Raw genomic sequence first — 13,783 nt, forward strand, 5'->3', positions numbered from 1 at the left:
ATGTCGATACCTACCCCCGGGAGCGGGCGAATCACGTTGGCGCTCTTGGCCATTGTGCCCGCGGTTATGGCCTACCCGTGGCGATCGCCACGAGACTACTGGCTGCTCGGCATCGCGGCGGCCGTCGTGATCGTGCTGTTCGGCTGGTGGGGTGGCCTGTATTTCACCACCTTGGTGCGCCGCCGCCTGGCGATCATCGGGCGCGCCAACGCGTTCACCCCGCAGCCCCCCGCCACGGCGACCACCGCCCTGGTCCGGGTGGGCGCACCGGAGGACGACTCCGATGTGCTGCCGCTGCCGCTGATCGCCGGCTACCTGGACCGCTACGGCATCCGGGCGGACAAGATCCGGATCACCAGCCGGGACAACGCCTCCGACGCGTCGCGGCGCGAGACCTGGATCGGGCTCACCGTGTCGGCGCCGGAGAACCTGGCCGCGCTGCGGGCCCGCTCGCCGCGGATCCCGCTGCAGGAGACCGCCCAGGTCGCGGCGCGGCGCCTGGCCGACCACCTCCGCGAGATCGGATGGGAAGCGACCGCCGTCGCACCCGACGACGTTCCCCGGCTGTTGACGTCCAACCCCCGCGAGCGGTGGCGCGGCGTGCAGCGCGGCGCATCGGATTACATTGCGGCATACCAGATCCGGGTGGATGAGGCCTTGCCGGAGACGTTGGACGCCATCCGGTCACATGCGGCCCGCGAGACCTGCACCGCGTTGGAGATCGCCGGCGACAAGGCCCACCCCACCGTCGCGGTGGCGTGCGCGTTCCAGACCGACACCCCGCCGGAGCGCACGGCGCCGCTGGACGGGCTGACCCCGCAGCGCGGGAACCACCTGCCCGCACTGACGGCGCTGGACCTGTTGTCGACGGCGCGGCTGGACGGACACACGACCGCGCCCGCGGGCCTGCTCGCCCAGCTGCACTGGCCCACCCTGGTCGGCGGGGCCCATCGGGCGTCGTCGGCCGGCGGCCCGGAAACCAACTCGGCAACCACCGAGACCACCGACACCCTCGAGGCCGCTAGAACATGACCTCCTGCAGGAACGCGGTCATCCGGCGCAGGTAGTCCAACTGGCTCACGTGCAACACGTGGCTGCCCGGAAACCAGTGCAGCGCACAGTGATCCCAGTGCCGCCATAGCTTGACGGCGTGGTCCGGCGGCGCCATCCGGTCGCCGAGGCCGGTGATGATCATCCGGCGGTCCCGGCCGACCAGCGGCGGGTAACTGAGCGGGCAGTGGTACGCCATGCCGGCGCTCAACGCCTCGTGGCTGATATCGGAGAGGCGCAGGCCCATCCGCACCAGCTTGTTGGCCGGGAACCATTCGTCGAACAGCGTCGCGGGAGTGACGACCGGGCAGTTGGGGATGGCGGCCTCGAGCCGATCGTCGGCGGAGGCCACCAGCGCCGAGGTGTAGCCACCCAGCGAGATGCCGGTGAGCGCGATCCGGTCGACACCGGTGTGGCGCAGGTAGTCGATGATGGAACGAAAGTCGTGCACGGCCTGGGCCATCGCCTCGGCGAAACCGCTGAGACCGCCGGCGAAATAGCCGAAACCGCTGAAGGGCGAGAACTTTTCGGCCCGCTTGCCGTGAAAGGGCAGCGTGTACATCAACACGTCGTAGCCCGCCCGGTAGTACCAGGGCAGCGAGAAGAACCGCCCGTTGGCCAGATACCACGACCCCATGAAGCCGTGGATGACGCACAGCGTGGGCCGCGGCCCGTCGTCGTGGCGCCAGTGCTGCGCGCGCACCATGTTGTTGGATCCCCACGCGCTCCAGCGCGCGCGCATCGCGGGGTTGATCGCGGTGAAGCTGCTGGGGAACGCGATGTTGTCGACCGTGCCGCGCGCGACCCACTCCGCCAGCGGGCTGGCGCGACGCGAGGTCACCCGCGGCAACTCGGTGGGCGCCGGAAAGGACCGCGCGGGATCTCCCGCCGCCCCCAGCTCGGCGTAGAAGTCGAGGTTGCTCCGCTCGGTCGAGGCATCGGATTGCCGCAGGGCGCCCGCGACCACGAACGGTGTCACCGTGGTGGTGAGCAGCGAGGCCACCCAGGTGCGCAGGGCCAGATCACCGAGGGCCGATGCCTCGACTACCATTCGCTGACGGGGCGACAACGCCGAGTGGGGGGGTAATCCGCCGGCGCCGGCCGGCACATCGGCGCCGGGAACGTCTGGAACGGGGACCGGCGGGTCGATCGGATCCATGTCGGGCGCCACGAACGCCGATGGTAGCCGGACGGGCTCGCGCTTCCAGGATGTTCGACCGGTTTCGGTCGCTACGGTCTTATCCCGGGACCACGGCGGTGATGCCGGTGCACCATAGGGGTAATACGGTTTGCTATCAGCCGGCTAGCGACGGCGCGTTGATCAGGAGGACCGACATGTGGGACCCGGACGTCTACCTGGCCTTTGCCGATCACCGCGGCCGGCCCTTCTACGATCTGCTGTCGCGGGTGGGCGCCGAGCGGGCGCGCCGCGTCGTCGATCTCGGTTGCGGGCCCGGACACCTGACGACATACCTGGGCCGGCGCTGGCCGGACGCGGTGATCGAGGCGATGGACAGCTCCCCGGAGATGGTGGCCGCCGCCAAGGAGCGCGGCATCGACGCCGTCACCGGCGACCTGCGCGACTGGAAGCCCCAGCCCGACACCGACGTGGTGGTCAGCAACGCGGCCCTGCACTGGGTGCCCGAGCATGCCGACCTGTTGCTGCGGTGGGCGGGCGAGCTGGCGCCCGGATCGTGGATCGGGGTGCAGATGCCGGGCAACTTCGAGTCCCCGTCCTACGCGGCGGTGCGGGCGCTGGCCCGCCGTGAGCCGTATGCGAAGTTGTTGCGCGACATACCGTTTCGCGTCGGTGCGGTGGTGCAGCCGCCCGCGCACTATGCCAACCTGCTGCTGGACGCGGGATGCCGGGTCGACGTCTGGGAGACCACGTATCTGCATCAGCTGACCGGCGAGCATCCGGTGCTGGAGTGGATCACCGGCACGGCGCTGGTCCCGGTGCGCGAGCGGCTCGACGACGACACCTGGCAGCAGTTCCGCGAGGAGTTGATTCCGCTGCTGTCCGACGCCTATCCGGCGCGCTCAGACGGCTCGACGATCTTCCCGTTCCGGCGGGTCTTCGTCGTCGCCGTGGTGGGCGGCGCGGGCCGCGCGTAGCGGGTCGCCACCATCGGACCAGCCGCGACTATCGCTGCGCGGGCTTGCCTTCTTCGATGCCCCGGTCGGCGGCGATGGCCGACCGCGGGGTCGGCTTGGCGCCGTGATGGATCTGCAGGTACGTCTCGGTGTACCGCGCGGCGATGCGGGTGCCGGCGAACTCCGAGGGGATGACGTCGCCGGTGCGCTGGCGCCAATCATGCAGCAGGACAGCGAGATCGGCCGCGACGTCCTCGACGTCCGCGCCGTCGTCGGCCAGCAGGTTGGTGGTTTCGGTGGGATCGGCGCGCAGATCGTAGAGCTCCCGCTCGGGCCGCGGCGCCGTGACGAGCGGGGCCACGGCCACCCCCGACGGGCTTTCCTCGATGTCCCAGGGCAGATCCAGCAGCGGCCGCGACGCGTAGTTCTCGATGTAGCTGTAGTCCTTGGTGCGGATCGCGCGAATCGGATCGAACGAGTCGTGATAGGTCTTCATCGTGTACACCTCGTCGCGCACCGGCGTGGCGGGCGGGTCCGCCTCCAGCAGGACGCCCGCGTGCGACACACCGTCGACGTCGGCGGGGGCGTCGATTCCCAACAGCCCCAACAGCGTTGGCACCAGGTCGACGGCGCTGAACAGCTCGTCGTAGACGCGTGGCGTCACACCCCGGTCAGTGGGTGGCCGGATGATCATGCCGATGCCGGTTCCCGCGTCGTACAGCGTGGATTTCGCGCGAGGGAACGCCGGGCCGTGGTCGGTGAAGAACACCACCCAGGTGGTGGCGTCTAATCCCGTGTCCGCCAGCGTGTCCAGCAACCGCCCGACGGCGGCGTCGGCCGCGCTGATCGCCCCGTAGAAGGCGGCCAGGTCGCCACGCACCTCGGGGGTGTCGGGCAGGTAGTCGGGCAGCTCGACGTCGGCGCCCTCCGCCGGGGTGTATCGGTCCTCGGGGTAGGGGCGGTGCGTCTCGAAAAACCCGGCGGTCAACAAAAAGGGTTGTCCCACCAGGCCATCGGCGCTTTGCCGCAACCATTCGTCGGCCTTGTCGGCGACGTAGTCGCAGTAGGAGTTCGATACGTCGAACTCGTCGAAACCCAGCCGCTTAGGGTAGGACGTCTCGTGCTGCATGCCGAAAAGCGCTGAATACCAACCCGATTCGGACAGGATTTGGGGGAGTGTGCGGATTCCGCTGCGGTATTCCCAGCCGTGGTGCGCCAGGCCGATGAGGCCGTTGGATTGCGGATAGCGTCCGGTGAACAGCGACCCGCGCGACGGCGAGCACAGCGGCGCGGTGGCGTGCGCCCGGGTGAACAGGATGCCCTCGGCCGCAAGGCGGTCCATTCGCGGGCTCGACACGTCCGGGTGCCCGTAGACGCCGAGGTAGCGGCCCAGGTCGTGCCAGTGCACGATCAGCACGTTGTCCTTGCCCGGCGTCAATTGCGTCACCTCTCACCTTGCCCCGCGACCGGCGACGATACCGCAACGTGCTGCGGCGATCCCCGCCGCGTCGGCTCGTCAGGCGGACGGGAGGCGCCCCCACCGGTTCTCGCAGACGAACTCCGACAGCGGCCGCGCCACGGCCCAGCCGTCCAGTTCGAGGGCCGGGCGATCGGGGAATTCGGGCACCGGCCCCAGGCACAGGATGGCCACCGGCTCCGCCCCGTCCGGCATGTCGAGCAGCGAGGCCAACCGTTGCGGATCGAAGAGCGACACCCAGCCCATGCCGAGCCCTTCGGATCGCGCTGCCAGCCACAGGTTCTGGATGGCGCACGACACCGACGCCAGGTCCATCTGCGGCAGGGTGCGCCGCCCGAACACGTGCTTGTCGCGGTCGTCGCCCAGCGCCACCACCAACAGTTCGGCGCAATCGAGGATGCCCTCCACCTTGAGCGCCAGGAATTCGTCGCCCCGCTCGCCCAGCGCGGCGGCCGTGCGCGGGCGTTCCTCGTCGACGAGTGCGTGGATGCGGCGCCGCAGCGCATCGTCGGTGATCCGGATGAAGCGCCACGGCTGCATCAGCCCGACGCTGGGCGCGGCGTGCGCGGCCTGCAGCAGGCGTGCCAGCAGCTCCTCGTCCACCACCGCGCCGGGAACGAACCGGCGCATGTCACGGCGTTCGGAGATGACGCGATAGACGGCGCGCCGCTCCTGCGGGCTGAATGCCTGATCGGTCACGTCAGCCATCGTAGGAAATCCGCATTAGCGTGGACGTGTCCCGAAGGGAGTGTCCCGTGAAGCCTTCCGATGTCCTCGAGCAGCTGGCCGCCGATCCCGCCGCCGGCCGCGGCTATGGCGAGCCCTACCAGACCCCCGACGGCACCACCGTCATCGTGGTCGCCAAACCGCTGGGAGTCTTCGCCATCCGCAACGGCCGGGCCACCTGGACGCCGGCCGTGGACGCGAATCGCATCGCCCTGATCGGAGTGGTCACCGGCCTGCTGGCCGGGGTGATCGGCAGCCTGGCGGTGCTGCGGCAGCCGCCGTGGCCGCGGATCACGATCAGGGACTATAGGTAACGCCGACCGCGCGGAACACGTATTCCGGCGGCATGTCGAACGCCAGCGACCGCCGCGGCAGGGTGTCGAGCACCTCGGCCGGGATGGCGACCTTGTAGTGCAGCGACAACTCGCCGCTGAACTTTTGGTCGACCGCGGAGACATCGACGTCGACCTGCAGGCCCGTCGACGAGATCTCCACGTTCGCGGCGCCGGTCTGCGGCGCGTCCCAGCGCACGCTGACGGTCGGGCCGGCCAGCCGGGGCAGCATCGACAGCGTTGCCAGCACCCGCTCCGAGGTCAAGGCCAGCGACCCCGTGTAGCTGGCGACGCCGTGCGGCAACCGCACCCCGGGGATGGTGCCGCTGAAACGCCGGGTCACCGCGACGTAATCGGCAAGGTAGATAAGGCCTTCCGATTCGACCTGGGCGTGCAGCTCGTCGGGCAGCTTGCCGATGCCGAACAACCTGCGGACAAAGACGGCCATACCGCCAGTATGACCGCGCGGCGCGACTCCGTGGGGCGGGCGCACGGCCGCCGCCGCGGCCGTGCTGGTATCGGTGGGTGATGACCCGCCCGAGGACGCCGTTGGCCGCCGGGATCGCCGCGCTGGCCGCGGCGGTGTACGCGCTCATGTGGGTGGGCTACCGCCAGCGCTGGGCGTGGCTGTACCGCGTGGACTGGTCCCTGCTGGACGGGGCGCGGGCGCTGGCGATCAAGCACCCGTCGTGGCTGCGGTTCGCCGAATCGGTGTCGTTCGTGCTGGGACCGGGCGCGCTGGCCGTGCTGGGGATCTCCGTGACGGTGCTCGCCCTGGTGATGCGCCAACTGCGGGCCGCGCTGGTGCTGGTGCTGGCGTGCGGGCCGTGCAACGAGTTCGCGACGGCGGCGGCCAAGGCGCTGGCCGACCGCCCGCGGCCGCCGACCATGCTGGTCCCGGCGGCCGCCACCTCGTTTCCGTCCGGTCATGCGCTCGAGGCGACCGCCGGGCTGCTCGCGATGCTGTCGTTCGCGCTGCCGATGATGAACGTGGCGGCGCGGCGCATCGCGGTCGCCCCGGTGGCGGTGGCGCTGCCGGCGGTCGGCCTCTCCCGGGTGGCGCTGAACGTGCATTACCCGTCCGACGTACTGGCCGGCTGGTCGCTGGGATACCTGTATTTCCTGGTGTGCCTCTGGGTTTTTCGTCCCCCCGCCCCGACCGTCCGAGCTAAAGCCCTGCGGCGGTGGGCATTTGGTCACGGCGCGGTGACCTAACCGGGGCTAAAGCTTTACTTGACCGCGAGGATGCGCGGGTCTGACGATGGAGTGCATGCACCGACTGCTCACGTCACTGTGCGCTGCGGCGTGCGTGATTTTCGCCTCGGTGGTGCTCGCGCCGATCGGCGCGGCTGCCGGCGCTCCCTGGTTCGCGAACGCGGTCGGCAATGCGACACAGGTGGTTTCGGTGGTGAGCACCGGCGGCTCGAACGCGACTATGGAGGTCTTCCAGCGCACCGGCACCGGCTGGCAGTCGCTGCGTTCCGGCATTCCCACCCACGTCGGTTCGGCGGGGATGGCGCCGCAGGCCAAGAGCGGCGTCCCGGCCACTCCGATGGGCGTCTACACCCTGGACTCCGCCTTCGGCACCGCGCCGAATCCCGGCACCGGGCTGCCCTACACCCAGATCACCGGGGGAAACTACTGGTGGAGCGGCGACGACCACAGCGCCACCTTCAACTCGATGCAGGTGTGCCAGAAGGCCCAGTGCCCGTTCAACACGGCCGAGAGCGAGAACCTGCAGATTCCGCAGTACAAGCACGCGGTCGTGATGGGCGTCAACAAGAACAAGACCCCGGGCGGGGGCGCCGCGTTCTTCTTCCACACCACCGACGGCAAGCCCACCGAGGGGTGCGTGGCCGTCGACGACGCTCAGCTGGTGTCGATCATGAAGTGGCTGCGGCCCGGCGCCGTCATCGCCATCACGAAGTAGCGCCTCAGTCGGTGGCGATGGCGCGACCGGGTTTGAGCGTGAAGTTCATGCCCTCCAAAGACATTGTGGCGTCATAGGTTCGGTCGTAACCGGTGCCGCTGATCTTCCACCCGGCCTCGGTGCGGCGGTAGGTGTCGCGGTAGAAGGCCGCCCCGATCAACATGAAGTTCAGGTCGGACACCATGACCCGGTCCTGCAGATACCAACTGCCCGTTGCGGTGTCGCCGGTGACGGTGATGTCCGGATGGGTCACCCGGTGCTCGGTGATGACGTTCGCGGGCAGCGACGTTCGCATGTACTCCACCAACTCGGCGCGGTTGGTGAAGTGCAGCTCGTTGCCGATCGACGGCCCGTAATCGGCCTTGATGTCCTCGGCCAGGGTGTCGGCGAAGTCATCCCAATGCTTGGTGTCCAGCGCGCGCAGATACCGGTATTTGACTTGCTTGATCGCTTCGATATCGGCGAGATCGTCGAGGGTCATCAGGTCATTGCAGCACACGCTGGTGCGCCGTCCGCGTTCGCATCGAAGAGCCGGCGGGTCACGTGTCGTGGTGGGCGAGGTAGGAGGTGACCATGTCGATCAGGGCACGCCGTTCCAGGCTCCAATCGATGGCCGTGCCCGTGACCATCTGCGCCAGCACCACACCGCGCAGCGTGGCCCAAATGACCTCGGCCACACCGGCATGCGCGGGTTCGGTGGTGATCAACCGCCCCAGCTGGCCGATCGCGGCGTTCATGTCGAGCAGGTGACGCCGCGACGACGGGTCCGGGCCGCCGCGGGTCTCGCGCAGGATTTCGAAGGCGGCCATCGACGTCGGGCTGCTGTAGCAGCCCCACGCGGTGTCGACGACGACCTCGATGCGGTCCCGCAGCGGCAGCTCGCTGACGTCGGCCGACGACAGGCTGTCCACCAGGCGGGCCACGCCGTCGTCCACGACGGCCATCAGCAGGCCGTTGCGGTCCCCGAAGTGGTACTGGATGACCCCCCAGGTCACGCCGGCGCGTTCGGCCACGTGCTTGGCGGTGGCGGCGGAAAACCCCTCCTCCACGATGCAGCGGACCGTCTCATCGATGATCTTCGCCCGGGTGTCATCGCCGCGCTTGCGGGGCGCGGTGGTACGCCGAGTGGGCCCGACGGGGCGACCGGGCGGCTGGCCGGCAACGATGGACATTGTTGACTTTATAACATAGCCGAGTCTATTTTTGGGGCGTGAGCAGCCCCTCGCGATACGCGCAACTGTCCCGTGACGAACTCGTCGTCCTGGTTCCCGAACTGCTGCTGATCGGACAGCTGATCGACCGGTCCGGGATGGCCTGGTGCATCTCCTCGTTCGGCCGCGACGAGATGGTCCAGATCGCCATCGAGGAATGGGCGGGCGCCAGCCCGATCTACACCCGGCGCATGCAGAAAGCGCTGAACTACGAGGGCGACGACGTGCCCACGATTTTCAAGGGCCTGCAGCTCGATATCGGTGCGCCACCGCAATTCATGGATTTCCGCTACACCGTCCACGACCGTTGGCACGGCGAATTCCAGCTGGACCACTGCGGCGCCCTGCTCGACGTGGAGCCGATGGGCGAACAGTACGTCTTCGGGATGTGCCACACCATCGAGGACCCGACCTTTGACGCCACCGCGATCGCGACCAACCCGCGCGCGCAGGTGCGCCCCATCCACCGCCCGCCGCGAACGCCGGCGGACCGCCATCCGCACTGCGCATGGACCGTCATCATCGACGAGTCCTACCCCGAGGCGCAGGCCATCCCGGCCCTGGAGGTCGTCAGCCAAACCCGCGCCGCGACATGGGAACTCGACCCCATCGATCGCTCGGACGAGGGGCAGGCGGACTACTCGGGCCCGTTGCTGTCCGACTTCGACTTCGCCGCCTTCTCGCATTCGGCGCTGGTCCGGATGGCCGACGAGGTGTGCCTGCAGATGCACCTGCTGTACCTGTCGTTCGCGATCGCGGTGGCCGCGCGTGCCGCCGGCGACGACGAATCCCTCGGCGTGTGCACCCGCGGCCTGATCGGCATCGCGGGCGTGGCCGCCGAACGCATTCACCGCGCGCTGAAGCTTCCGGGCGGGGCCGAAGGCGTCCTGCGGGTGCTCGAGCTGCACCCGCTGCTGAACCCCGCGGGCTACGTTGTCGCCGAGACGGAGTCGAACCGGCTGCACGTCCGCCCGTCGCCGGCGCACGACGACCGTGCCTGGATCTCGTTGTGCTCCCCGGAATCCGTGCAGCCGCTGCAGGCGATCGCCACCGCGGTGGATCCGCGCATCGAGGTTCGAGTTAGCGGAACCGCCACCGACTGGACCGCCGAACTGGTTGAAACCGACTCGCCCACCGAGGAACTGCCAGAGGTTTCGGTGGTCCGGGTCAGCGGCGGATCGACCTTCCAGTTCGAGCCCAGGCGTTCGCTGCCGCTGACGGTGTTGTAACGAAAAGCTACTTGTCAAGGGGTTTTCGGTACCGCTTCGGTGACGCAAGCGCATCGAGCGGATACCAATGACATTGCGAAGCATCGGCTTTGGGCGTGTCCGAGGCTATGGTTAACGCTGGCCACCGACCCCTATAGACGAAGGTTTTCGCTCTATGTACGACCCACTTGGGTTGTCGATCGGGACCACGAACCTGGTCGCTGCGCGTAATGGAAGCCCACCGGTTAACCGCCGCTGCGTGCTCACCCTTTATCCGCACTGTGCACCGAAAATTGGTGTGCCCGAAGAGAATCCGCCGCTAGCCGAACCCGGCGTGCCGATGAGAAACTTCGTCGAGCGCATCGGGGACTCGGTCGCGCTGGTGTCGCCCGACGGTTCCGCGCATGATCCGGAGCTGCTGACGGTGGAGGCCCTGGACGCGATGGTGCTCGCCGCCGGCGCCGATGCGGCGGCTTCGGAGATCTCCATCGCCGTTCCCGCGCACTGGAAACCGAGCACGGTGCAAGCGCTGCGCGACGCCCTGCGGACGCACGTGGGGTTCGTCCGAAGCGGAATGGCGCCCCGCCTGGTCTCGGACGCGATCGCGTCGCTGACCGCGGTGAAATCCGAGCTCGGCCTGCCCGACGAGGGCATCGTCGGGCTGCTCGACTTCGGCGGCAGCGGCACGTCGGCCACCCTGGTGAACATCGCCGGTGACTTCGAACTCGTCAGCGCCACCATGCGCTACACCGCGTTGTCCGGCGACGAGATCGACCAGGAATTGCAGCTGCGCGCCTTCGAGGAGCTGGGCCACGGCAGCGGCCTGGACCCCGGCAGCACCGCCGGTGTCGGGCAGCTCGGCGAACTCAGGGAACAGTGCCGCGCGGCCAAGGAACGCCTTTCGGTCGACATGGCCACCGACATCGTCGCCGAGCTGGGCGGGCGCAGTTGCAGCCTGACGGTGACGCAGGACGACCTCGAAGAGCTGATCCAGGATCGGCTGACCGGCTTCATCTATGCCTTCGACGACATGCTGGTGCGCTACCGCAAGAGCTGGTCGGACCTCGCGGCGGTGGTCACGGTCGGTGGCGGGGCACGCATTCCGCTTGTGACCGAACGACTTTCGATGCACGGGCGCACGCCGATCCTGACGCCGTCGCAGCCGGCCTTCGCGGCGGCCTGCGGGGCGCTGATCCTGGCCTCCCGCGGGGGCGAGCTGGATCTGCGAACCCGCACGTCGATCGGGCTGCTCGCGACGGCCGACGCCGCCGGCGACGTCGTGGACCTGGGCGCCGGCGACGTGCTGGTGATCGACGACGAGGCGCTCACGGATCGCGAACTGGCGTGGTCGCAGACCGACGACCCCGGCGACCTGCGGATGCGATTCGGCGGCGAAACCTACGACGAAGACGGTCCGGCCGGCTGGTCGATGCGGCTCAACGTCATCGACCCACCCCGGGAACGGCGGCCCTGGCGGCGCCTTCGGATCTCCCAGCTGATCATCGGGATGTCCGCGGTGGTCGCCATGACCGCGGTCGGCGGCGTGGCCTACACGCTGACCGGGATCGAGAACCGTCAGGCCCCGCCGGCGCCGTCGGTCGCGCCGCCGCCCGCGCCGTCCGTCAAGCCCGCGGCGCCGGCTCCGGCCGCCCCGCCGCCGCCCACCGCCGTGCCCCCACCCCCGCCGCCGAGCGCGCAACCGGTCCCAAGTCCTGCGCCGCCGCCGCCCGAACCGCCACCGTCACCGCCGCCACCGCCACCGCCACCGGTCGTGGTGACCACGGCGCCACCGGCGCCGGTCTACACCCCGCGGCACACGGCGCCACCGACGACGACCGCGCCGCCGCAGCCGACGGTCACCACCACGGTCCCGCCGTCACCGACGGCCACGACGACGTCGCCGCCTCCGCCCACGAGTGAGGAGCCCGTCACCACCAGCACCACGACCACGGTGCCCATGACGACGGAGTGGATCCACGTCCCGCTGCTGCCGGTGCCGATACCGATCCAGGTTCCGCAGAAGCAGGCCCCGGCGACCCCCCAGTACCCCCAGTACTCGCCGCAGTACCCGTCGAACGAGTATCCGCAGTACCAGCCGTATCCAGGGAATGAGTATCCGCAGTATCCGGGAAGTTCGCAGAATCCCTACTGGGGCCCGGGTTATTAGCGTCGGTCCTGCTTAGGCGGTCCATCTGCGCGGCCATGCGCGCGCGGGTAACGTTTGTGTCACCAAGTTCGGATGGGGTCTCCCCGTCATGCCCTCGCTCGGGGGGCGTTCGAAAGACCTTGGAGGCGTTACGTGGACATCGTGCTTGGGGTGTCGATAGCTCCCGGGACGGTCCGCCTGGTAGCGATCGAAGGCCAAGACGCCGACGGTGTGACCGTCGAACAAGAAGAGTTCGAGGTGGGCGCCGCCGGCAATGCGGTCGATCGGGTGATCGACGCGATCGGCGGCACCCGCGAAGGAGTGGTCGAGGGCGGCCACCGGTTGAGCTCCACCGGGGTCACCTGGACGAACCCCGCCGACGTCGCCGCGCTGCGGGCGGCCATCAACGCCAGCGATCTCGGCGACGTGATGATGGTCGCGCCCTTGCTGGCTGCGGCCGCGCTGGCGCAGACGGTCGGCGACGCGCTGGCCTACGAGCGCATCGCGATGCTGTTCGTGGAGACCGCCAGCGCGACGCTGGCCGTGGTCGAGGTCGGCGACGGTTCCATCGTCGACCTGCACCGGCGCCGGATCACCGGCACCGCGGCGCCCGCCGAGCTGGCGACGATGGTCGCCGGTCTCGACGCGGGCGGGTCCGCGGCGGACGGCGTGTTCATCGTCGGCTGCGGCGCCGACATCGTTGCGCTGAAACCCGCGATCGAGGCGGCCACCTCGCTGCGGGTGACCGGACCCGAGGAGCCGGACATGGCGCTGGCCCGCGGGGCCGCGCTGGCCTCGGCGAACGCGCCGCTGTTCGCGTCGTCGACCGCGGCCCTGGCCTACGCCCTGGACCCGGGCACCGGGGAATTCGGCCCTTTGGCCGTCGGTCCGAGCCACCTCGACCTGTGGGGCGACGCCGGCACGGGCACCGGTTTCCGCGCGTACAGCGCCCTGGCCGACGACGCCGAGGAAGACGAAGACCAGCGGCCCCCGCGCCGGAGCCGCGCCATGCTGCTCGCCGGCAGCGCCCTGGCCGGCATCGCCGCCGTGATCGCCGGGGTCGTGCTGGTGACGCTGACGGCGGATCAGCCGGCGGGTGAGGGGCACAACGCCGGCGTCAGCGTTGCCACCCCCGGCATCCAGCTGCCGGCCGCGCCGCCCAGCACCCCGCCCCAAGCGCAGCCGCCCGCCCCGAGCACGTCCCCGCCGGCGCCCGCGCCCACCGCCGAGGTGGCCGCCCCCGCGCCCGCGCCCGCCCCGATCGCGCAGCAACCCGCGCCGCAGACCACGGCCACGTCGGCGCCCCCGGCGCCCGTCCGTCGCGCCCCGACCCGCCAAACGCCGCAGTACGTGCCCCAACCGGTCGAGCAGGCGGCACCCCCGCCGGCCGCGCCTGCCCCCGCTCCCCCGCCGGTCGCACCGCCGCCGCCGCCGCCACCGGCCGCGCCGCCGCCGCCCAGGCCCGCGCCGGTGACCATGTACCTGCACTTCCCGTTCGTCACCGTGCCGATCCCGATCACCCCGCCGGCGCCGCCCCCGGCCCCCTAGCACGTGGCACACGCGCGGAGTTGAGCGCACACTGGCAATGACGGCACGCGCTGGCGAGGAG

The 13,783-nt window shown here is 69.9% G+C and carries 14 protein-coding genes; 8 read left to right on the forward strand and 6 right to left on the reverse strand.

All coding sequences use genetic code 11. The features are described 5' to 3' along the window. Complete coding sequence (eccE, locus tag QGN31_RS01905) at positions 1-1,032, forward strand: type VII secretion protein EccE (RefSeq protein ID WP_041785830.1); 1,032 nt, start codon at positions 1-3, stop codon at positions 1,030-1,032. Here the strand turns inward: eccE and QGN31_RS01910 are convergent. Further along, positions 1,022-2,209: an alpha/beta hydrolase family protein gene (locus QGN31_RS01910; protein WP_085978357.1), complete on the reverse strand. Its 1,188-nt coding sequence runs from the start codon at positions 2,207-2,209 to the stop codon at positions 1,022-1,024. The two genes, eccE and QGN31_RS01910, sit on opposite strands and share 11 nt — an antisense overlap. Before the next feature lie 176 nt (positions 2,210-2,385). On the opposite strand from QGN31_RS01910, the gene QGN31_RS01915 reads away from it, so the two are divergent. Further along, positions 2,386-3,165: a trans-aconitate 2-methyltransferase gene (locus QGN31_RS01915; RefSeq protein WP_009955670.1), complete on the forward strand. Its 780-nt coding sequence runs from the start codon at positions 2,386-2,388 to the stop codon at positions 3,163-3,165. 28 nt (positions 3,166-3,193) lie between these two features. Here the strand turns inward: QGN31_RS01915 and QGN31_RS01920 are convergent, their stop codons facing one another. Both QGN31_RS01920 and bluB read right to left on the reverse strand, forming a co-directional pair. Beyond that, positions 3,194-4,591 carry a sulfatase family protein gene (locus QGN31_RS01920; RefSeq protein WP_014943065.1) on the reverse strand — a complete coding sequence of 466 codons (1,398 nt, stop codon included), beginning with the start codon at positions 4,589-4,591 and terminating at the stop codon, positions 3,194-3,196. 69 nt (positions 4,592-4,660) lie between these two features. After that, the gene (gene bluB / locus QGN31_RS01925) at positions 4,661-5,329 is read right to left on the reverse strand and encodes a 5,6-dimethylbenzimidazole synthase (protein WP_014381357.1); all 669 of its coding nucleotides are present in this window, start codon (positions 5,327-5,329) and stop codon (positions 4,661-4,663) included. A 47-nt stretch (positions 5,330-5,376) separates the two neighbouring features. Between bluB and QGN31_RS01930 the strand changes: the two genes are divergently transcribed. After that, positions 5,377-5,661 (forward strand): hypothetical protein, encoded by a 285-nt coding sequence (locus QGN31_RS01930; protein ID WP_014943064.1) that lies wholly within the window; start codon positions 5,377-5,379, stop codon positions 5,659-5,661. Here the strand turns inward: QGN31_RS01930 and QGN31_RS01935 are convergent. Then, the gene (locus tag QGN31_RS01935) at positions 5,645-6,127 is read right to left on the reverse strand and encodes a hypothetical protein (protein ID WP_014385961.1); all 483 of its coding nucleotides are present in this window, start codon (positions 6,125-6,127) and stop codon (positions 5,645-5,647) included. The genes QGN31_RS01930 and QGN31_RS01935 overlap by 17 nt on opposite strands. A gap of 80 nt (positions 6,128-6,207) precedes the next feature. Between QGN31_RS01935 and QGN31_RS01940 the strand changes: the two genes are divergently transcribed. Together QGN31_RS01940 and QGN31_RS01945 are read left to right on the forward strand one after the other, a co-directional pair. Beyond that, positions 6,208-6,894, forward strand: a complete 687-nt coding sequence (locus QGN31_RS01940; RefSeq protein WP_043955451.1) for a phosphatase PAP2 family protein — start codon at positions 6,208-6,210, stop codon at positions 6,892-6,894. 55 nt (positions 6,895-6,949) lie between these two features. Further along, the gene (locus QGN31_RS01945) at positions 6,950-7,609 is read left to right on the forward strand and encodes a L,D-transpeptidase family protein (protein WP_009955662.1); all 660 of its coding nucleotides are present in this window, start codon (positions 6,950-6,952) and stop codon (positions 7,607-7,609) included. Between the two features lie 4 nt (positions 7,610-7,613). Here QGN31_RS01945 and QGN31_RS01950 read toward each other — a convergent pair whose 3' ends face one another. Both QGN31_RS01950 and QGN31_RS01955 read right to left on the reverse strand, forming a co-directional pair. Next, positions 7,614-8,090: a nuclear transport factor 2 family protein gene (locus tag QGN31_RS01950; protein WP_014383424.1), complete on the reverse strand. Its 477-nt coding sequence runs from the start codon at positions 8,088-8,090 to the stop codon at positions 7,614-7,616. 58 nt (positions 8,091-8,148) lie between these two features. Then, the gene (locus tag QGN31_RS01955; protein WP_014381353.1) at positions 8,149-8,781 is read right to left on the reverse strand and encodes a TetR/AcrR family transcriptional regulator; all 633 of its coding nucleotides are present in this window, start codon (positions 8,779-8,781) and stop codon (positions 8,149-8,151) included. Between the two features lie 38 nt (positions 8,782-8,819). Here QGN31_RS01955 and QGN31_RS01960 point away from each other — a divergent pair, with 38 nt between their 5' ends. The 3 genes from QGN31_RS01960 to QGN31_RS01970 all read left to right on the forward strand — a co-directional run bounded on the left by QGN31_RS01960 (position 8,820) and on the right by QGN31_RS01970 (position 13,722). Beyond that, positions 8,820-10,049, forward strand: coding sequence for a hypothetical protein (locus QGN31_RS01960; RefSeq protein WP_009955659.1), 1,230 nt, complete (start codon positions 8,820-8,822; stop codon positions 10,047-10,049). Positions 10,050-10,203: 154 nt separating this feature from the next. Further along, the gene (locus QGN31_RS01965; RefSeq protein ID WP_014381351.1) at positions 10,204-12,195 is read left to right on the forward strand and encodes an Hsp70 family protein; all 1,992 of its coding nucleotides are present in this window, start codon (positions 10,204-10,206) and stop codon (positions 12,193-12,195) included. 132 nt (positions 12,196-12,327) lie between these two features. After that, entirely contained in the window at positions 12,328-13,722 is a 1,395-nt protein-coding gene (locus QGN31_RS01970) for a DUF7159 family protein (protein ID WP_014943062.1), read from the forward strand. The last annotated feature ends 61 nt before the right edge of the window (positions 13,723-13,783 follow it).

Origin of the sequence: Mycobacterium sp. 2-64 (assembly GCF_035918375.1) — a bacterium.
In the GTDB taxonomy this organism is placed as follows: Bacteria; Actinomycetota; Actinomycetes; order Mycobacteriales; family Mycobacteriaceae; genus Mycobacterium; species Mycobacterium intracellulare.

Bases quoted from the DNA above. Each gene is read 5' to 3' on its own strand.
- QGN31_RS01955 (WP_014381353.1), bottom strand. From the start codon at position 8,781: ATGTCCATCGTTGCCGGCCAGCCGCCCGGTCGCCCCGTCGGGCCCACT.
- QGN31_RS01940 (WP_043955451.1), top strand. From the start codon at position 6,208: ATGACCCGCCCGAGGACGCCGTTGGCCGCCGGGATCGCCGCGCTGGCC.
- QGN31_RS01910 (WP_085978357.1), bottom strand. From the start codon at position 2,209: ATGGATCCGATCGACCCGCCGGTCCCCGTTCCAGACGTTCCCGGCGCC.
- QGN31_RS01945 (WP_009955662.1), top strand. From the start codon at position 6,950: ATGCACCGACTGCTCACGTCACTGTGCGCTGCGGCGTGCGTGATTTTC.
- bluB (WP_014381357.1), bottom strand. From the start codon at position 5,329: ATGGCTGACGTGACCGATCAGGCATTCAGCCCGCAGGAGCGGCGCGCC.
- QGN31_RS01915 (WP_009955670.1), top strand. From the start codon at position 2,386: ATGTGGGACCCGGACGTCTACCTGGCCTTTGCCGATCACCGCGGCCGG.
- QGN31_RS01935 (WP_014385961.1), bottom strand. From the start codon at position 6,127: ATGGCCGTCTTTGTCCGCAGGTTGTTCGGCATCGGCAAGCTGCCCGAC.
- QGN31_RS01950 (WP_014383424.1), bottom strand. From the start codon at position 8,090: ATGACCCTCGACGATCTCGCCGATATCGAAGCGATCAAGCAAGTCAAA.
- eccE (WP_041785830.1), top strand. From the start codon at position 1: ATGTCGATACCTACCCCCGGGAGCGGGCGAATCACGTTGGCGCTCTTG.
- QGN31_RS01965 (WP_014381351.1), top strand. From the start codon at position 10,204: ATGTACGACCCACTTGGGTTGTCGATCGGGACCACGAACCTGGTCGCT.